Source organism: Pseudohoeflea suaedae (assembly GCF_004354915.1).
Classification (GTDB): Bacteria; Pseudomonadota; Alphaproteobacteria; order Rhizobiales; family Rhizobiaceae; genus Pseudohoeflea; species Pseudohoeflea suaedae.
This window is the reverse complement of record NZ_SMSI01000003.1, coordinates 187501-206599: the sequence shown is the minus strand read 5'-3', so window position 1 is coordinate 206599 and position 19099 is coordinate 187501. Positions and strand designations below refer to the sequence as shown.

Here is a 19099-nt window from a genome sequence, read left to right as displayed (position 1 = left end):
TCAGTGCTTCTTGGCGAACGAGGTCACGGTCACGACCAGCAGGATGAGCGCCCCCTGCACACCGCTGACCCAGTAGGACGAAATGCCCAGGAGCTGGAAGCCGTTGGCGAGGAAGCCGATGAACAGCGCAGCCAGCAGCGTGCCCCCGATGGTCGGAATGAAGCGGCGCGAGAATACCGTGCCCAGAAGCGCGGCGGCCAGGATGGGCAGCAGCATGAGCCCGGTGCCCGGTGTCGACGACGACAGCCGTGAGACGATCAGGATCGATGCGACGCCGGCCATGAAACCGGAGAAGATATACGCGCCATAGATATAGGCGCCGGTACGGATGCCCGCCGCCCGCGCGGCCTCGATATGGCCGCCGACGGCATAGAGCCTCAGCCCGATACGGCTGAAATGGATGGCCCAGATCAACAGCGCCGAGCCAATGATCAGACACCAGGCAAGCGTCGAGACGCCGAGAAAGCGGCCGAAAGCGAGCACGTTCATGAGGTCCGACTGGACCGGAACGACCGTATTTTCGGTCAGGGTCAATTCCAGACCGGCGGCGATGTTCATCACCGCAAGCGTTCCCAGAAGCGGCATGATCTTCAGTGTCACCACCGCCAGCCCGTTGAAGAAGCCGATCACCATGCCGGTGCCTACGGCCGCCGGAATGGCAACGAAATTGCCGTAGCCCTCGCGCATCATGACCGCATAGACGGCCGCGCAGAGACCCGCATTGGCAGCGATCGACAGGTCGATCCCGCCCTTTTGAACGTCCGTTCCGGTTCCGATGAAGACCACCGTCATCGCAAAGGCGAGAAAGCCCAGGATCGTCGACTGTTCGACGACGTTGATGAGGTTGTAGCTCGACGTGAACCCACGCGCGGTCAGCGCGAAATAGATCAGGATCCCGGCGAAGGCCGCGAAGGCGCCGAGCCGGATCGCCAGCTTGGCGAAGATCTTTGAATTGAACCACCCGCGGTTGGCGGCAGCGGGTGCGTGCTCGACAGCCGTCATGCCCGTTTCCTTTCGGTTTCGGCGACTGTGCCGGAAGCGGCGGCCAGGAGCCGGTCCGCATCGATCTCGCCGCGCTTGTATTCAGCGATGATCTTGCCGCGATAGATCACCAGAACCCGGTCACACATCTCGGTCACTTCCTCGAGGTCCGAGGACACGAAGACCTGCCCCTTCCCCTCGGCCGCGAGCCGGTTCATCAGATTGTAGATTTCGACCTTCGCCCCGACATCGACGGCCACTGTCGGCTCGTCGAGCAGGTAGATCTCGGAATTGCAGCTCAGCCATTTGCCGACGACGACCTTCTGCTGATTGCCGCCCGAGAGGTTCTTGACCAGCGTATGACGATCCGGCGTCTTGATGCCGAGATCCCTGATCAGCCCGTCGATGACTTGGGATTCCTTCTTGCGGTCGACGAAGCCCTTCGTCGACACCTGGCCAAGCGAGGCGAGCGACATGTTCTCTCCGACGGAGAGTCCCGTCGCCACGCCATGCGCGCGACGGTCCTCGGGAATCTTGGCGACGCCGCCATTGACCGCATCGACCGGCGAGCCGAACTTCTGCTTCTTGCCGTGCAGGATGATCTCGCCGGCATCGGGCTTGATCTGGCCGAACAGCGCGTTGAGGACTTCCTTGTCGCCCGAGCCGAGAAGGCCGGTCAGACCGAGGATTTCGCCCGCATGGATATCGAAGGTGACATTCTCGAACGCCCCGTCGACCGTGAGGTTCTTCACCGACATCACCGGCGCCCCGATCTCGACGTTGCGGCGCGGATACATTTCCGACGTGTCGCGGTTGGTCATCATCTCGACGATCTTCTGGATGCCGACTTCCGAAGGATCGACCACGCCGACGTCCGTACCGTTGCGAAGCACCGTGACGACATCGCAGATCTCGAGAATTTCCGACATGTAGTGCGAGATGAAGACGATCGCGAGACCGTCGGCCTTCAGGCGACGCAGCACCGAAAACAGGCTCTCGACTTCCTTGCTGACAAGGGCCGCGGTCGGTTCGTCGAGCACCAGAATCTTCGCGTCGTGGGCCAGGGCACGGGTAATCTGAACGATCTTCTGCTGCGCCGTCGACAGCTCGCTGATCAGCGTGCGGGGGTTGAGATCGAGTTCGAAATACCGGTGCAGCAATTCGCTCGCGCGCCGGTTCATCTGGCGGTAATTGATGAATGGGCCGAAACGCGGCTCGTTCCGGAGAAAGATCGCCTCCGCCACAGTCGCGGTCGGCACCAGCAGGCGATCCTGGTGAATGAAGTGGACGCCTTCCGCCTCGATCGCGGCGGGCGTGATCTGTTCGAGACGCTTGCCGAAAACGGAGACGTCGCCGCTGGTCCGGCGGTAGATTCCGGCCAGGATCTTGATGATGGTCGATTTGCCGGCGCCATTCTGGCCGACCAGGCCATGGATCGTACCGGATTCAACAACGAGATCGGCCTCATCGAGTGCCTTGACCGGCCCGAAAATCTTGTTGATCGAACGCATTTCGATCGCAGCAGCAGTCATCGAATCCTCCTCACAGAGCAGTGTTAAGTTGGAGCCCCCCGAGGAAGGGGGGCTCCGAAACCGAGTGTCAGACACTCAGTCCTTCTTCGGGAGGAAGTCCTTTGCCGTTTCAGCGGCATTGTCCTTGGTGATCAGCACCGCCGGAACGAAGGTGAACGGGGTCACGTCTTCGCCGTTGAGGTATGCTGCAACGTTGTCGGCAGCACGCTGGCCGATCTCGTAGGGCTGCTGGGCGACGACCGCGCCGGCCGGCGAGTCCGCGGTGGCAACCATCTCGACATATTCCGGGCTGCCGTCGACGCCGTATGTCTTGACGTCGGTGCGGCCGGCAGCCTCGATGGCCTGGGTTGCGCCGATCATCGGAACATCCCAGCAGGCCCAGACCGATTTCAGGCCGCTGTCGGCACCGTACTGGGTCAGAATGTCGGTGACGTCGGAATATGCCTGCTGGACGGTGTTCGGAATCACGTCGCGCAGTTCCGGCTCGATGACCTCGATATTCGGGTAGGACTCGAGAACATATTTGAGCTGATCGTAACGGATCTTGCAGACGGGCACGGAGTAGAAGCCGTTGAACACGGCGACCTTGCCTTCGGCACCCATGTCATTGACCATTTGAAGGGCCAGCTGGGCGCCGATGGAATAGTTGTCGGAGGTGGTGTTGTTGATCGCGTGCGGGGTCGACGTATCCACGGTGAAAAGCGGAATGTCGGCCTGGCGGATACGCTGCAGCCACGGATTGAGAACATCGAGGTTGCCGAGCTGCTCGATGATGGCATCCGGCTTCTGCGCGATAAGGGTCTGGATCTGGCTGATCTGCGTCTGGTCGTTACGACCGGCATCGAGCGCGATCACTTCGGCGCCGAGCTCCTTGAGGCGATCGACCTGGCCGCGATAGGCCATCAGGTCCCAGTGGTGGTCGGTACCGATGACCGTCACGCCGACTGTCTTGCCTTCAAGCGGCTTGTCCTGGGCCATGGCGGGGAAAGAGACCGCAAGCATGGTCGTGGCGAGTGCAATAGCCTTGACGGTCGTGCGGCGAGAGAATTTTGACGTATGATGCATGGTTTCCTCCTCTGGTGCATCGAGATGCCGGCGTAGTCCTTTTACGTGCTCCGGCGACACGACTTGACCGGTTGGTTCACCCCCCGTGCCCGTAACCTGCCATCCGGCTGATGACGTTCTGGATTTCCTCCTCACTGAGAAGCGGAGGTTCACCGAACGGCAGGCAGCCGAGATACTGTTTGGCGAGCGTCTCGACCTCGACGGCCAGCCACATCGCCTTGCTGAGAGAGTTGCCCGTGGCGATCATCCCGTGATGACCGAGCAAGCAGGCGCTGCGGCCGTCCAGGGCCTTGAGCGCGCTTTCCGAAAGTTCCTTCGTTCCAAAAGTGGCATACGGTGCGCAGCGGATATCGGATCCACCGCATATCGCGATCATGTAGTGAAGCGGCGGAATGGACTTTTCCATGATCGACAGCGTTGTCGCAGCCGTGGGATGTGCATGTACGATTGCGCCCACCTCGGGCTTCGCCATCATGATGTCGAGATGGAACTGCCATTCCGACGAGGGGCGGCGGCCTCCGTTGCGCGCACCGTCGAACCCCATCCAGACGATGTCGTCGACCGTCATTTCGTTGTAGGGCAGCGATGTCGGCGTGATCAGCATTCCATCACCGTCGCGCACGGAGATGTTGCCCGACGTGCCCTGGTTGATGCCGGACCGGTTCATCTCCAGGCAGGCCGAGATGATCGCTTCGCGCTTTTCGATGGAATTGAGTGTCGCCGATGTCATGAAATGTCCGTTCTCAAAGCGCAGTGTAGCCGCCGTCGATCGCCACGATCGAGCCGGTCATGTAGGTTGAAGCCTGTGAAGCCAGGAAGACGATGAGGGCGGCAACCTCCTCGGGTTCGCCGCAGCGCCCCATCGGAGTCATGTCGAGCCAGACGTCGAACAGTTCCGGACGGGCGCGCATGCCGAGCGTCATCTCGGTCGCGATGTAGCCGGGAGCCAGCGCATTCACGCGCACCCCCGTCCTGGCCCACTCGACCGCCAACGCCTTGGTCAGCTGGTGAATCGCGCCCTTGGACACCATGTAGCTCGACGCGAATTGCGGGCGATTGATGATGCTGCCCGACATCGAGCCCATGTTGATGACCGAACCGCGGCCCGCCTCGACCATCTGCGCGCCGAAGGCGCGGCAACAATAGAAGGTGCCGTTGACGTTTACATCCATCACCAACTGCCAGTCCGCGTCGGAGATTTCGATGGCGCTGTGAAGCCGCGCGATACCCGCTGAGTTGAGAAGAATATCCGGCGCGCCGCTACGGGCCTTCACGGTCTCGGCGACGGCATTGACCGCCGCCGGATCGGTAACGTCGAGAAGGGCCGTTCCGACTTCGTACCCGGCCGAAGACAGTTCCTTTGCCGCGCCGTCAAGCGCCTCGGAATTGAAATCGAGAATTTCGAGCTTTGCGCCGCACTGACCAAGCGCCCGGGCAGCCTCGAGCCCGATCCCGCTGGCACCGCCGGTGATGACGGCCAGCTTTCCGGTCAGATCATTTGCATTTCTGTAGTCCAAGCGAACTCCCTCGTCGACCGCGGCACTTCATGCCGTCCGACGTCAAAACACCCTCTTCGGGGTCATTTTCTGGGAGATCTCCTCCTCCCTGTCATGTACGATGACGGGCGAAGATGGCGATGTCAATCTGGTTATAACCACAAATGGGATTTTTTTTGGGAATAACCAGAATACAGGCAGTGTGACAGCATGCGACAGAGCTGCCGCGAATGAATTAAACTATTGATTTTAATTAATTTTTGAATGTGCCGGTGGAAACGTGAATGCGTGCGACCGCCGAATTGTAGAACGCCCGATAATATTCCAGGGGCGCATCTGCCCCATCATATGCGATGGATTCGATGGAAATTAGCGGATGCTCGATGCTCACCTGCAGCCGTTCGGCGACGGTCTTGTCCGGCATGGCGGCGGTGAACCAGCGCTCGGCACGACGGGAAACGAGCCCGTATCGCTCCTTCAGGATCTGGAAAATCGACTGGTCGGTGATGTCCAGTTTCTCCATGTCCGGCACCTTGTGGCCGGGAAGGGAAATCAGGGTATGCGTGATCGGCTTTCCGTCGGACTTGTAGATGCGTCCCACCCGCACGACCGTTCCACCCGGCGGCAGGCTGAACACCCGCGCCTCGTCCTCGTCGGGTTCATCGCGGCGGAATTCGAACGCCACCGAGGTGACCTTGTGACCGCGGGCTTCGAGGTCGGAATGCACCGAGACGTTCGACGTCAGGAAGTTGGTTTCCATGACGGGCTTGGCGACGAATATCCCCCGCCGCGGAACCTTCATCAGAAGCCCTTCGTCGGCCAGGCTGCCGAGCGCGGCGCGCACCACCGGTCGGGAGACATTGAAGATCTCGCACAGCGCCTGCTCGGAAGGAAGTCGCGCATCGGGCTTGAGAACATCCTTGCCGATCTTCTCCGAGAGCGCGTTTTTCAACTGTACCCACAGCGGCGTGGCGCTGTCGCGGTCGAGGGCGCCGTCATCCGCGATTTCACGCAGAACCGTGACATTGGAGCTGTCGTCTTCGACATTGCGCGGCCGCCCGCGACCCCGCCGCTCTTCGTGTGCAATAGCCAACTTGTCTCTCTCCCGAAATCCTGTCCCGCCGCTTTGGCTCGGGCAAATTATTGATCGTTCTTATACATCCGTTCCGGCAGATCAACTATCGCCGGTTGTGAAAACCTGAATTATCGAGCGCCTCCCGCAAGCCTTGCGGATTCGGGCAGCGCGCGAAGCCGCATCATGGCAAGTGCTCCGACAACGGGGCCCGGAATGAGGACCAGGAAGGCCCAGTTCCAGCCGCCGAGCCAGTCCGCCACCACCGGCACCAGCCATATGGTGGCCGCAGTCAGTGCGAACCCGATACCGAGTTGCAGGGCGAGCGCCGTACCGACGAAATTGCGGTCCGCAAGTTCGGTGACCGCGGCGGAAAACTGCGCGCTGTCGCCGATGATTGAAATGCCCCAGACGATGCCGATCAGTGCCAGCAGCCACCCCGGACCGGTAAAGGCGAAACCGATGAGAGCCGCGCACACACCCGACACCGCCATCATGCCGGCAGTCGTCAGGCATCGTCCGATCCTGTCGGAAAGCCAGCCGCCAAGCAGGCATCCGACGACCCCGGAGGCGACGACGATAAAGCTCAACATCGAGGCGGAGCCGAACGGAAAGGGCTCAAGACCGGCCTCCGCAGCGCTCGCGAAAGCGAGGATCCAGGCCCACATGGCGTAAAGCTCCCACATGTGCCCGAAATAGCCGAGATTGGTGAGAAACAGCCCCCGCGATGTAAAGACCTTCAACGACTGCCGCGGATCGAAAGTGGCCCGGCCGAAGGCATGCGGGCCTTCCCGGACAGCGAAAGCGAAAAGAAGCGTTCCGACGAGCGTGGTCGCCGTGGTCAGCATCACCACCACGCGCCAGTCGAGCCCGTCGGTGACGGCGCGAAACAGATGCGGCATCGATGAGCCGAGCGTCAGCGCACCGATCAGAAATCCGAGCGCCAGCCCCCTGCCCTTGACGAACCATGTCGCCATCAGCTTGAGCGCCGGCGGGTAGACCCCGGCAAGCGCGATGCCGGTGACAAACCGGGCGGCAATCGCCAGCTCCGGCCCCGGCTGCAGCAGGAGCGAGGCATTGGCGAGCGCGGCTACCGCGCTCGAGGCCGCCATCAGCCGGTTCATCCGGACGATATCCGGCAGATTGACGAGCGATGCGCCGACCGCGCCCAGCACGAAGCCGAGCTGCACCGCATTGGTGAGCCAGGCCGCCTGGGAGGTCGAGAGCGACCAGGTGACGATCAGTTCGGGGACGATAGCCGTTGCCGAGAACCAGGTGGTGAGCACACCCACCACCCCGACGCAGATCAGTGCAAGCGCCTTCCAGCGTCCTTCGGCGGCCATCGTCCCCGTCACATCAAAGACCTTCCAGCGGCATCGTGTAGGTGGTTGCCGTTCCCTCGACGCAGACATCACCCGCGCTGTCGGTTACGGACACCTTCAGCTGGCAGATCGGCTTGTCGGGCCGCACTGTCTCGACCTCCACGCGGCCGGTGATCGTTTCGCCGACGCCGACTGCCTTCTTGAAATTGAGATTGGTATTGAGAAACACGGTTCCCGGTCCCGGAAGATCTTCTGCTACCACGGCATTGAGAATACCCGTTGTCACGCCACCCTGCACGATCAGCTTGCCGAATGCCGTCTTCTTGGCAAGCGCCTCGTCGTAGTGAACCGGGTTTCTGTCGCCGGTCATTTCGGTGAAGGCGTGGATGTCGTCCATCCTGGTCGTGCGGCTGCGTTCGGCGCTGGCACCCTGCTCCGGGCGCCCCTTGATGGTTCCGGCCCAGCCGTCCTTGACGTCGCTCATACGTTCTCTCCTTGGTCTTTTCGTTGAAATGCGGGCAGCACGCGGCCGCCGATATTTGTCGGCTTGAGTTCCAGCCGGTCGCCGACGGCAGGCTCACACTCGCCTGGAAGGATATGCGAAAGCATGGTCGGCCCTTCATCGAGTTCCACGAGACCGACGACATAGGGGGAGACCGGCATCCAGCCCGGATGGCCGGGCTTGTGAACGCGCGAGAAGGATTTCAGCCGCCCAAGCCCGCTCGCCTGTTCCCAGGTCAGCTTCTCGCTCCAGCAATGAGGGCAGATCTCGCGCGGATAGAGGATGGCCTTTGTGCAATCCTCGCAGCGCTGGACCAGCAAACGTCCCTCGGCAGCCGCCTTCCAGAAAGGCTTCGTCAGTTCGATCTCGGTCGGGCCGGGAACCTTGAGGTCGGCGAGTTCGCTCATTCGTCTGCTCCCAGTACCAGGGCAACCGCCTCGCTCATGGTCGCGCCGTTTCCGGTGACGAGAGCCAGGCGCGGATTGTTGATCTGCCGCCCTTCGGCGCTGCCGCGCAGCTGGTGCACGGCTTCCACGACATGGGTCATCCCGCCCGCAAGGTCGGGCTGTCCGTAGCCGATCTGGCCGCCATGGGTATTGAGCGGCATGTCCCCCTCGGGGCCGAAGTCATGGGCGCGCATGAAACGCCCGAAACCGCCCGGCTCGCAAAGCCCCGCATCCTCGATCGTTGCCGCGACCATGATCGTGTAGCAGTCATAAAGCGACAGAAGGCTCATATCCTGGGCGGTGACGCCGGCTTGCGCGAAAGCCCTCTCCATCGAGGGTTTGAGTGGGCCCGAGGTGAGGCTCGGCGCCTGGCTGACGGCGCGATGCGTGACCTTTTCGCCCGCACCGAGCAGATGCACGGCGCGCGATCCGAGTTCCTTCGCGCGTTTGGCCGACGTGACGATCACCGCTTCCGCACCGGCCACCGGCATGACGATCTCATAGAGATGCAGCGGCGAGGCGATGATCGGTGAATTGAGCACGTCCTCGACGCTTGCCGGCTTGCCGTGAAAGATCGCGTTCGGATTGCGCTGGGCATTCGCCCGCGCCCAGTGCGCGATCAGCGCGAAATCCTCGGCCGTCGAGCCGTATTTCGCCATATGCGCCTGCATCAGCAGCGCATAGGAAATATTGGCGCCCGACGCCCCGAAAGGCACGTCGAATTCCCGAATGGGGTTGCGGTTGGGGCTGCGCGGCGCTTCCGCATTGCGGTGGTTGCCGAGCACGCACAGCACCGTCTCGCACATGCCCGCAGAGATCGCGGCCGCAGCGCGCCAGATCATCCCGGGGCCGGACGCCCCGCCGAGATCGACGACATTGGCCATCGCCGGCTGGAGGCCGAGATATTCCGAGACCGTGGCCGGTACATGCTGCGGGGTTTCGCCCACCTGCGGACCGACGAGCAATCCGTCGATTGCGTCCTTCTCGAGCCCCGCATCCGCGAGCGCCCGGGCGCTGACGCGCGCCAGCATGCCGAGCGTCGTCTCGCCTTCGGTCTGCCGCACGGGTTTCAGGGACGCGGCGCCGATCAGCGCCGCCTTGGACCTCGTCACAATGCTGCTCCTTCGCCGAGCCGGGCGTATTCGATCAGACAATCGGGATTGGCGAGCGAGGCCTTGTTCTTGACCTCGAGCCCGGAGATCATCGCCTTGCAGGCGCCTTCAACCCGCTTGCCGTTGATCGTGTAGGGAATGTCGGAAACCATGTAGATTGCCGCAGGCACGTGGCGGGGCGAGCACTCCTTGCGCAGCATGGTGCGGATCGAGTTCGCGAGTTCAGGCGTCGCCTGGCGTCCGTCGCCCATCTTCAGGCAGAGAATGATCTCCTCGTCATTGTCCACCGGCCGCCCGAAGGTAATGCAATCCTCCACATCCGCGAATTGTTCGCAGACATTGTAGATGTCCGCCGTCCCGATGCGCACCCCGCCGGGATTGAGTGTGAAGTCGGACCGTCCGTGGATGACGGCGCTGCCATCGGCATTCAGCGTTGCGCGGTCTCCGTGCGTCCAGATCTCCGGACGGTCCGCGAAATAGGTCTGGCGGTAGCGCTCATCGCCGCCCTCGCCCCAGAACGTCAGGGGCATGGCGGGGAAGGGTTCGGTGCAGACAAGTTCCCCGGCACGGCCGATCACCGGCGCGCCACGCTCGTCGAGCACGTTGACCGCCAGCCCGAGCGCGCGCGTGGTCAGCATGCCCCGGCGCACCGGATGGAACGGTGAGCCGATAAGGAAGCAGCCCAGAATTTCCGTCCCGCCCGAGATCGACGCGAAACCGAAATCCGGTTTGATCGCCTCGTAGATCCAGTCGTATTGATGCGGGGCGACCGGGCTTCCCGCCGACATCAGCCAGCGCAGCGATGACACGTCGGCCTCCCGGCCCGGCGCGAAATCCTTCTCGGCGAGGGTGGCAAGATATTTCGGCGAGATGCCGAGATGGGTAAGCCCTTCTGCCTCGACCATCCGCCAAAGCGGTCCGCAATCGAAACCGTCGGAGGTCTTGAGAATGGGGGCACCGTCATAGAGAGCGATCGTCGCCTCGCAGGCGAGTGCGGACACCATCCAGTGATACATCATCCAGGCGGAATTCGAGTACCACATCAGCTTGTCGCCGGGGCGCACATCACCATGCAGCATGTGTTCCTTGAGGTGCTGCAGCAGCACGCCCCCGGTGCGATGCACGATCGCCTTGGGCTTGCCCGTCGTTCCCGACGTGTAGAGAATGTAGACGGGATCGTTGAAGCCGACACGGGTGAATTCGAGCGGCCCGTCGCTGCCGAAATCGGCATAGGCCGCCACCGGCGCGGATGCGTCGAGAGTGCCCTCGCCGATCACCACGATCTGCTCGAGCCCCTCGATACGGCCCGTCACCTCCGACAGCCGCTCGGATATGTCCTGAGCCTTGCCGCCATACCTGATATGCGGCTGAACGAAGAGGACTTTGGGCTTCACCTGACCGATCCGGTCGGTAATCGCAGCCCCTCCGAAATCGGGAGAGCATGAGGTCCAGACCGCGCCCACGGCAGCGGTGGCGAGAAGCGTGACGAGACACTCGATCCTGTTCGGCAGGACTGCGGCCACCCGGTCGCCGGGCTGCACACCCGCGGCCCGCAGGCCGTTGGCGATCCGCGCGGTCTCCGCACGCAGCTGATCGGCAGTCATCTGCCGCCGTCCTCCGGCTTCGTCACCCTCGACGACGGCAATATCGGCGCCGCTGCGCTTCAGCAGGTTTTCGGCCAGATTGATGCTGGCGTCGGGGAAGAAGCGCGCGCCGGTCATCCAGTGGGCCTGATCCGGGACGAAGGCGACGTTGCCCCGCTCGCCGATCACGCCGGCAAAATCCCAGAGTTTCGACCAGAAACCTTCGATATCGGAAATGGACCAGCGGTGCAGGCCGTCGTAATCGAAAGGATCGAAGCCCGCCTCCCGCGCAAACCTTGATAGGGCGGAATGCTCCGCCATGGCCGCCTCTGGCGTCCACATGACCTGTGTCACGCTGTTCCTCCCAAAAATCGGGCCCACCTCTCCACGGGCCCTTTTAACCGGACGTTATTTTGGGTATAACCAAAAGTCAATATTGGTTGTTACAAGAAATCGACCGGGAGGAATTCGGCAGTGGACGACATCTTCATAGTGGGCGCTCAGCGCTCTGCGATCGGCAGTCTCGAAGGCGCTCTTTCCCCCCTTTCGGCGGCCGAAATAGGCGCGCAGGTGATTGCCGGGGTAATTGACGATGCCAAGGTGGACCCGGGTGCCATCGATGAGGTGATTATTGGTCAGGTGCTCCAGGGCGGGGCCGGCCAGAACCCTGCGCGGCAGGCGGCTATTCAGGCAGGTATACCGGTAAAGGTTCCTGCGATGACCATCAACAAGGTCTGCGGCGCCGGTCAGAAATCGATCCATCTCGCTGCACAGGCCATCAAGGCCGGCGATGCCGGGCTCGTGCTGGCGGGCGGGCAGGATTCGATGAGCCGCGCGCCCCACATCATCCCGAAGGCGCGCCAGGGCCAGAAAATGGGCGATACGGCCGTCAAGGACATGATGATCCTCGACGGCTTGTGGGATGCCTTCCACGACATGCACATGGGCAACACCGTCGAAACGCTGGCGCGCCGCTACCAGATCACCCGGGAAGACCAGGACCACTTCGCGCTCCACTCCCAGGAGAAGGCACGCGCCGCGCAGGAAGCGAACGTCTTTGCAGACGAGATCGTCGCCGTCACCGTACCCGGCCGGAAGGGCGACACGGTCTTCGACCGCGACGAACATCCGCGCCTGAGCAGCTTCGAAAAACTGTCCTCCATGCGTCCGGCCTTCGAGGAGGACGGAACCATCACCGCCGGCAATGCGTCCGGTATCAATGACGGGGCCTCCGCCGTGCTCGTCGCCAGCGGCCGCCGCGTGAGGGAGCTCGACCTGACGCCGATGGCGCGGATCGCCGCTTACGCAAGCTTCGCCATGGAGCCGATGAACATGGGTCTCGGGCCGGTCGGAGCCTCGCAACAGGCGCTCGCCAAGGCAGGCTGGACGGTCGACGATCTCGACATTGTCGAGGTCAACGAGGCATTCGCCGCCCAGTCGCTCGCCGTGCAGAAGGAAATGGGCTGGGACCCGGACAAGTGCAATCCGAACGGCGGGGCGATCGCGCTCGGCCATCCCCTCGCCGCCTCCGGCAACCGTATCGTCGTCACGCTGGTCCACGAACTCAGGCGCCTCGGCCTGAACGGCAGGAAAGGCAAGGGGCTCGCAACCCTCTGCATCGGCGGCGGCATGGGCGTGGCGATCTGCGTGGAAGCCGTGTGAGCGGTTTGCCGGAAGATGAAGCGCTTGGGCGCCAGGGATGATTGATCCGGGCCGCACCAGCACCCTCCCCTGAAAGGCAGCACAAGAACCCACTGGAAGGAGGTGGACGGGCAGATTTCGGATGCCACTAAAAAAATGGTCATTTGACCAAAATTGAGGCAATACTACCCGAAGAGACATCGTGCGGGAGGGAGGCTCAAGCGTGTCGCGAAACACCCGAATCCACCCGGATGAATGTCTGCATGCCGAGAACCGCGTCGTCAGACGGGGTTTATGGGCAGGCAATGCGCATGGCACGCAACTTGCGTCGTCGATTTCAGTCCGGCGACATATCGACAGGCGCCTCAAGACCGTCAGTATATGCGCCGACCCCGAGCCGAGGTCAGGAGCGATGCTTTGAGTGCGACACCATCCAACGCTGCAATCGAGATCAGGGGCGTCAGCCGCATCTACGGCTCGGGTGAAAACAGGGTCACCGCCCTCAGCGACGTGTTCGTGGACATCCGCGAAAACGAGTTCTTCACGCTCCTCGGCCCCTCGGGATGCGGCAAGACCACGCTGTTGAGGCTGATCGCCGGTTTCGATTTTCCGACCAAGGGCGAAATTCTGCTGAATGGCGAGGACATCGCGCCGCTTCCGCCCTTCAAGCGTCCGGTGAATACCGTTTTCCAGAGCTACGCACTCTTTCCCCATATGACCGTGGAGGAAAATATCAGCTTCGGTCTCGAGATGCTGGGCAAGCCGAAGGGCGAGATAAAGGCCCGCACCGGCGAGATGCTGGAACTGGTGCACATGACGGCCATGCGCGACCGTGCCGTCAGCCAGATCTCCGGCGGCCAGCAGCAGCGCGTGGCCCTTGCCCGCGCCCTGGCGCCGAAGCCGGAAGTGCTGCTCCTCGACGAGCCCCTGTCGGCACTCGATTACAAGCTGCGCAAGGAAATGCAGTTCGAACTCAAGCGGGTTCAGTCCGAGACGGGCATCACCTTCATCTTCGTCACCCACGACCAGGAGGAAGCGCTCACGATGTCTGACCGCATTGCGGTGATGTCGAACGGCGAAGTCCGCCAGATCGGCTCGGCGCGGGAGATCTACGACCGCCCGGCTGATCGGTTCGTCGCCGATTTCATCGGCGAGTCCAACTTCCTGGAAGGCACGATTACCGCGACGGGGGAGAATTCCGCCACCGTGGCGCTCGCGGGAGGCACGACCATAACGGCGGCACTTCCCGCCGGACAGAAGCATTCCGGAAACGCCACCGTGGTCGTTCGCCCGGAGCACGCGACACTCGGCAAGGCCGGCACCGGCGCATTCGACGGCACCCTTGAGGAAGCCGTCTATTTCGGCACCGACACCCATTTCCACATCCGCCTCGAAACCGGTGAACTCTTCATCGTGCGTGAACAGAACAGACGCGGCGGCGGGGACGACGTGCCGGCAACGGGCCAACGCGTCTCAGTTCACATCGGCCCCGAAGCGGCACAGATCCTGAGGGACTGACGATGGACAAGGTGCGAGAAGCCGCGATGGCGGCACGGAGCAAGGATGTCCGCAATCGCTGGTTCCTCAGCGCGCCCGCGCTCCTGGTCATTTTCGTCGCAGCCGTCGGCCCGCTATTCGTCATGCTGCTCTATTCCTTCATGGCGAAGGGCGATTACGGCGATGTCAGGTTCGGCGAGTTTTCACTCGATGGCTGGTTCTCGGTGTTCTTCCAGCGCGACCTCTTCGACGACACCTTCGGTCTGGCGGACGCGCACATCGCCATCATCTGGCGATCGATCAAGCTTTCCCTCTCCACCACGATCTTGACGCTGACCCTGGGCTTTCCCACCGCCTATTTCATCGCCATGCGGCCGGCAAGGAACCGGGAGATCTGGGTCTTCCTCGTGACGATCCCCTTCTGGACCAATCTCCTGATCCGCACATTCGCCATGCAGCAGGTCATCCGCAACGAGGGACTTCTCAACAACGCGCTCATCTGGCTGGGCGTCATCGATTCACCCATCCAGATCATGTACACCGACACGGCAAACCTTCTGGGCATGACCTATGTCTATCTGCCCCTCATGGTGCTGCCGCTCTACGCCTCGATCGAGAGGCTCGATTTCCGGCTGGTCGAGGCCGGTTACGATCTCTACGCCACCCGCCTGCAGGTGCTTCGGCGCATCATCATCCCCATCGTGAAGCCGGGCTTGATCGCGGGTTCCATCCTTGTCTTCATTCCCTCGCTCGGTGCCTATGTGACACCGCGCGTGCTGGGCGGCGGCAAGAACATGATGCTCGGCAACCTGATCGAGATGCAGTTCGGAGGCGGCCGCAACTGGCCCCTGGGAGCCGCCATCTCCATCACGCTGATGGCGCTCGTGATGATCGCCCTGCTGATTTATGTGCGAAACGCCTCCCGGAACGGAGGCGGTCATGCCTAGCCCGAAATTCGACATACAGGCACAGCCCGGTTTCAGCTTCGTCGCGCTGTTCACCTTCTTCGCGCTCTACCTGCCGATCGCGGCCCTCGTCGTCTATGCCTTCAACGATTCCGAATCCCTTTCCATGTGGGGCGGCTTTTCGACCCGCTGGTTCGTCTCCGCCTGGAACAACACCGCCGTGCAGGATGCCGCATGGCGGTCGGTGCTGATCGCCGTCTGGTCGGCGGTTCTTGCCACGCTGGCCGCGACCATGGCGGCGCTCGCGACCACCCGTTCGCCCAATTACCGGGGACTGACATTCAAATACGCCATGATCAACCAGCCGCTGATGGTGCCCGAGATCGTCACCGCGGTCGCGCTTCTGATCGTCTTCTCACGCATCAAGGTCTGGACCGGCTATAGCGGGCTGGGCTATCTCATCCTCGCTCATACCGCCTTCTGCATACCCTTTGCCTATCTGCCCATCCGGGCACGGCTTGAAAGCATGGACCTGACGCTCGAGCGCGCGGCTGCCGACCTTTACGCCACGCCGTGGAAGACCTTCCGGCGTGTGACGCTGCCCCTCCTCAGGCCAGGCATCGTCGCCGGCTTCATGCTGGCCTTCGTCACCTCACTGGACGACGTCGTCATCACCGAATTCGTGAAATCCGGCGGACAGGATACGCTGCCGACCTACATGCTGGGTCAGCTCCGCCGCGAAACCACGCCCGAGATCAACGCCATTGCCACGGTCTTTCTGGCGGTTTCGGTGCTGATCGTCGTCATTCTCTTCTTGCTCAATCGCCGCAGGCAGTAGGCTTGCGGGGACAACGAAATCAACAAAGAGAGGAACTGAAATGAACATCAAATGGATCTCCACCACCGCTGCAGCGGCTATAGCCGTCATGGCCTCTGCGGGCGCGGCCTCCGCCGAAGGCGAACTCAACATCTACAACTGGGGTGACTATACCAACCCCGACCTCATCTCGAAGTTCGAGAAGGAATACGACGTCAAGGTCACGCTCACCGATTACGATTCCAACGACACGGCGCTTGCCAAGATCCGCGCCGGCGGCCACGGCTTCGACATCGTCGTTCCCTCCGCCAACTATGTCCCGATCTGGGTGCGCGAAGGCCTGCTACTCGAGGCCCGTCCCGACCAGATGGAGAATTTCAAGAATGTCGACGAGCGCTGGGTCGACGTTCCCTGGGACGAGGGCCGTCACTACACCGTGCCGTGGCAATGGGGCCTGAGCGGCATCGGCGTCAACACCACCGTCTATGACGGCGACATCAACACCTCGGCGATCTTCCTCGATCCGCCGGAAGAACTCGTCGGCAAGATCAATGTCGAACCGGAAATGAACGACGTGCTCTTCGCGACGATCAAATATTTCGGCGGCGAGTGGTGCACCACCGACAAGGACGTGCTGCGCAAGGTCCGCGACAAGCTTGTCGAAGCCAAGACCAAATGGCTCGCGATGGACTACAGCGTTACCGACAAGCTTCCGAGCGGCGAATATGCCGCCGTCTACTACTGGAACGGCGCCATCATGCGCTCGCGCGAACAGAACCCGGACATCAAGTTCGGCTATCCGAAGGAAGGCTTCCCCTATTTCATGGATAGCGTCGCCATCCTGAAGGATGCGAAGAACCCCGAGAATGCCAAGCTGTTCATGAACTTCATCATGGATCCGGAGAACGCGGCCCTCATTTCGGCCTATGCGAAATATGCAAACGGCATCAAGGGCTCGCAGGAATTCATGCCGGAAGCGATGAAGAACGCGCCTGAACTCGTCATCCCGGCCGAATACGAAAACGCCGGCGAATTCCTCGCGTCTTGCGAACCGGACGTGGTGGATTTCTACTCCAGGATCTGGACCGAAGTGCAGAAGTAGACCACGCACCGTATTCGACCAACCGGGCGGGGAGAAAACTCCCCGCCTCCCTTGCCTGCCGGGAGAGCGCTCCGCTCAGCTGGTGCAGGTTGCGTTTTCAACGAGAACATACATGCCGCAGACAGCCGACATCATCATCCGCAACGCACGCATCCTGACGATGGATTCCGACCATCCGACGGCCGACGCAATCGCACTTGCAGGCAACCGCATTCTCGCGGTCGGCGCCAATGCGGATATCGATGCTCTGGCATCCTCCGGCACGCGCATCGTCGATGCCCGGGGCGCAAGCGTATTGCCGGGCATCAACGAAGCCCACATGCACATCTTTCCGGGCTCCGTTTCGCTGACCCAGCTCAACCTGCACCACCTCTCAGGTTTCCAGGCCCTGAAGGCGGCGATGCTCGACTATGCCGCTGCCAATCCCGACGAGCCGCTGTTGATGGGCTTTTCCGCCTCCTATACCCTTCTGGGTGAAGGCAAGCCCATCACCCGGCATGTCCTCGATGCGATCCTGCCCGACCGTCCCTTCATGATGTTTGCGCCCGACCACCATACGGCCTGGGCCAATACCGCAGCCCTCAAGGCCGCCGGAATCCTCGAAGGCGGCGATGTCGGCATCGGCAACGAGATCGTCATGGGAGACGATGGATTTGCCAATGGCGAGCTGCGCGAGGGCAATGCCTTCGGTCCTGTCGTGGCCCTCTCCTCCACCGGTGGCCGCGAGGAACTCGGCATGCTGACCGGCATGGACCCCGAACAGGTCACGCCGGAGCAATACGCGATCGACCGGGCGGTTCTCAAACGCGGGCTCGAATACTGCGCCTGCGAGGGGATCACGTCGATCCAGAATTTCGATGGCAACCACTATCAGCTCAGGATCATGCGCGACCTCGAGGCGTCAGGCGAATTGCCGGTGCGCATCCGCATTCCCTTCCACATCAAGAACTTCATGGACCTTTCCGTGCTCGACACGGCGGCCCGCTGGAAACAGGACTATGCGAGCGACATGCTGCGCAGCGATTTCGTGAAGGTGTTCATGGATGGCGTGCTCGACAGCTACACCGCCTTCATGCTCGATGGCTATGGCGACCGGCCGGACTATTGCTGCGAGCCGCTGTTTACCACGGAGGCCTTCAATGCCATCGCCACGCGCGCCGATGAGCTGGGCTTGCAGCTCGCCGTTCACGCGATCGGCAGCGCGGCGGTGCGCCAGACCTTCGATGGCTATGAGGCGGCGGCGAAAGCCAATGGCGCCCGCGACAGCCGGCACCGCATCGAACACATCGAAATCATCCACCCGGACGATATTCCCCGCTTTGCCGAACTCGGCGTCGTCGCCTCCGTCCAGCCGGTTCACTATCCGGGCGGCTCCTGCTTCCCGATCGAGCCGACGGATTCGAAGATCGGCCGGGAGCGCTGGCCATACGCCTATCTCTGGCGCACGCTGAAACAGGCCGGAGCGCGTATGGTGTTCGCCTCGGACTGGCCTGTCTCCCCCATCAACCCTTTCGAGAACATCCAGGATTCCCTGACGCGCAAACCCTGGGGTGAAGCCATGCCGGACGAGCGTGTGACATTGCACGAAGCCATACACGCCTACACGGCCGAAGGCGCCTGGGTGGAATTCATGGAAGACCGCAAGGGCCGTCTGAAGCCCGGATTTCTCGCCGATATCGTTGTCCTTTCCCAGGACATCGAAGCCGCGGCACCCGATGGGGTCGCCCGGATGAAGCCGCTGATGACGATCTGCGACGGTCGCGTCACCTTCGAGGCGGTGTAAGGGAATGGGCGCGGCGCCTGTAACCGCTGAAAGCGAAAAGACGGCCGCGGCGGTCGGGACCACGAAAAAGGGACTCGCGACGCGCGATCGTATCATCACGGGCGCACGCGAAGCGCTCGAGAGGGACGGCATGGCGTCGCTCACCACGCGCAAGATTGCCGCCAGCGCCAATGTGCGGCTGGCCACGCTGCATTACTATTTCGACAGCAAGGAGAGCCTATTGCTCGCCGTGCTCGAGGACGT

18 protein-coding genes (1 of these 18 cut by a window edge) are annotated in these 19099 nt (G+C 62.2%); 7 read left to right on the top strand and 11 right to left on the bottom strand.

Features of this window, described 5'->3' with window-relative positions:
• The 11 genes from E2A64_RS14670 to E2A64_RS14620 form a co-directional block, all read right to left on the bottom strand.
• Positions 1 to 1002 (bottom strand): ABC transporter permease, encoded by a 1002-nt coding sequence (locus E2A64_RS14670; protein WP_133285248.1) that lies wholly within the window; start codon positions 1000 to 1002, stop codon positions 1 to 3.
• Positions 999 to 2513, bottom strand: coding sequence for a sugar ABC transporter ATP-binding protein (locus E2A64_RS14665; protein WP_133285247.1), 1515 nt, complete (start codon positions 2511 to 2513; stop codon positions 999 to 1001). The genes E2A64_RS14670 and E2A64_RS14665 overlap by 4 nt, the downstream gene beginning before the upstream one ends.
• 75 nt (positions 2514 to 2588) lie before the next feature.
• Positions 2589 to 3578 carry a sugar ABC transporter substrate-binding protein gene (locus E2A64_RS14660; protein WP_206662457.1) on the bottom strand — a complete coding sequence of 330 codons (990 nt, stop codon included), beginning with the start codon at positions 3576 to 3578 and terminating at the stop codon, positions 2589 to 2591.
• A gap of 76 nt (positions 3579 to 3654) precedes the next feature.
• Positions 3655 to 4308 (bottom strand): class II aldolase/adducin family protein, encoded by a 654-nt coding sequence (locus E2A64_RS14655; protein WP_133285246.1) that lies wholly within the window; start codon positions 4306 to 4308, stop codon positions 3655 to 3657.
• A 13-nt stretch (positions 4309 to 4321) separates the two neighbouring features.
• Positions 4322 to 5095 (bottom strand): SDR family NAD(P)-dependent oxidoreductase, encoded by a 774-nt coding sequence (locus E2A64_RS14650; RefSeq protein WP_133285245.1) that lies wholly within the window; start codon positions 5093 to 5095, stop codon positions 4322 to 4324.
• A 232-nt stretch (positions 5096 to 5327) separates the two neighbouring features.
• On the bottom strand, positions 5328 to 6167 hold the full coding sequence (locus E2A64_RS14645) for a GntR family transcriptional regulator (protein WP_133285244.1): 840 nt from the start codon (positions 6165 to 6167) through the stop codon (positions 5328 to 5330).
• Between the two features lie 110 nt (positions 6168 to 6277).
• On the bottom strand, positions 6278 to 7501 hold the full coding sequence (locus tag E2A64_RS14640) for an MFS transporter (RefSeq protein ID WP_244598311.1): 1224 nt from the start codon (positions 7499 to 7501) through the stop codon (positions 6278 to 6280).
• Position 7502: 1 nt separating this feature from the next.
• Positions 7503 to 7952 carry a MaoC family dehydratase gene (locus E2A64_RS14635; protein WP_133285242.1) on the bottom strand — a complete coding sequence of 150 codons (450 nt, stop codon included), beginning with the start codon at positions 7950 to 7952 and terminating at the stop codon, positions 7503 to 7505.
• Positions 7949 to 8377: a Zn-ribbon domain-containing OB-fold protein gene (locus tag E2A64_RS14630; protein WP_133285241.1), complete on the bottom strand. Its 429-nt coding sequence runs from the start codon at positions 8375 to 8377 to the stop codon at positions 7949 to 7951. The genes E2A64_RS14635 and E2A64_RS14630 overlap by 4 nt, the downstream gene beginning before the upstream one ends.
• Positions 8374 to 9528, bottom strand: coding sequence for a thiolase family protein (locus E2A64_RS14625; protein WP_133285240.1), 1155 nt, complete (start codon positions 9526 to 9528; stop codon positions 8374 to 8376). The genes E2A64_RS14630 and E2A64_RS14625 overlap by 4 nt, the downstream gene beginning before the upstream one ends.
• A complete protein-coding gene (locus E2A64_RS14620) occupies positions 9525 to 11465 on the bottom strand; it encodes an acetoacetate--CoA ligase (protein ID WP_133285239.1) in 1941 nt (646 codons plus the stop codon). The genes E2A64_RS14625 and E2A64_RS14620 overlap by 4 nt, the downstream gene beginning before the upstream one ends.
• Positions 11466 to 11585: 120 nt before the next feature.
• Between E2A64_RS14620 and E2A64_RS14615 the strand changes: the two genes are divergently transcribed.
• The 7 genes from E2A64_RS14615 to E2A64_RS14585 all read left to right on the top strand — a co-directional run.
• Positions 11586 to 12773 carry an acetyl-CoA C-acetyltransferase gene (locus E2A64_RS14615; RefSeq protein WP_133285238.1) on the top strand — a complete coding sequence of 396 codons (1188 nt, stop codon included), beginning with the start codon at positions 11586 to 11588 and terminating at the stop codon, positions 12771 to 12773.
• 396 nt (positions 12774 to 13169) lie between these two features.
• Complete coding sequence (locus tag E2A64_RS14610) at positions 13170 to 14270, top strand: ABC transporter ATP-binding protein (RefSeq protein ID WP_244598310.1); 1101 nt, start codon at positions 13170 to 13172, stop codon at positions 14268 to 14270.
• A gap of 2 nt (positions 14271 to 14272) precedes the next feature.
• Positions 14273 to 15196, top strand: a complete 924-nt coding sequence (locus E2A64_RS14605) for an ABC transporter permease (RefSeq protein WP_133285236.1) — start codon at positions 14273 to 14275, stop codon at positions 15194 to 15196.
• Positions 15189 to 15992 (top strand): ABC transporter permease, encoded by an 804-nt coding sequence (locus tag E2A64_RS14600; RefSeq protein ID WP_133285235.1) that lies wholly within the window; start codon positions 15189 to 15191, stop codon positions 15990 to 15992. The genes E2A64_RS14605 and E2A64_RS14600 overlap by 8 nt, the downstream gene beginning before the upstream one ends.
• A gap of 40 nt (positions 15993 to 16032) precedes the next feature.
• Positions 16033 to 17073 (top strand): extracellular solute-binding protein, encoded by a 1041-nt coding sequence (locus tag E2A64_RS14595; protein ID WP_133285234.1) that lies wholly within the window; start codon positions 16033 to 16035, stop codon positions 17071 to 17073.
• Positions 17074 to 17185: 112 nt separating this feature from the next.
• Positions 17186 to 18856 (top strand): amidohydrolase, encoded by a 1671-nt coding sequence (locus tag E2A64_RS14590; protein WP_133285233.1) that lies wholly within the window; start codon positions 17186 to 17188, stop codon positions 18854 to 18856.
• A gap of 4 nt (positions 18857 to 18860) precedes the next feature.
• A protein-coding gene (locus tag E2A64_RS14585; protein WP_133285232.1) for a TetR/AcrR family transcriptional regulator crosses the window boundary here: on the top strand, positions 18861 to 19099 show its 5' portion. It continues 433 nt past the right edge of the window; only the first 239 of its 672 coding nucleotides appear in the window; the start codon lies at positions 18861 to 18863; its stop codon lies off the right edge, out of view.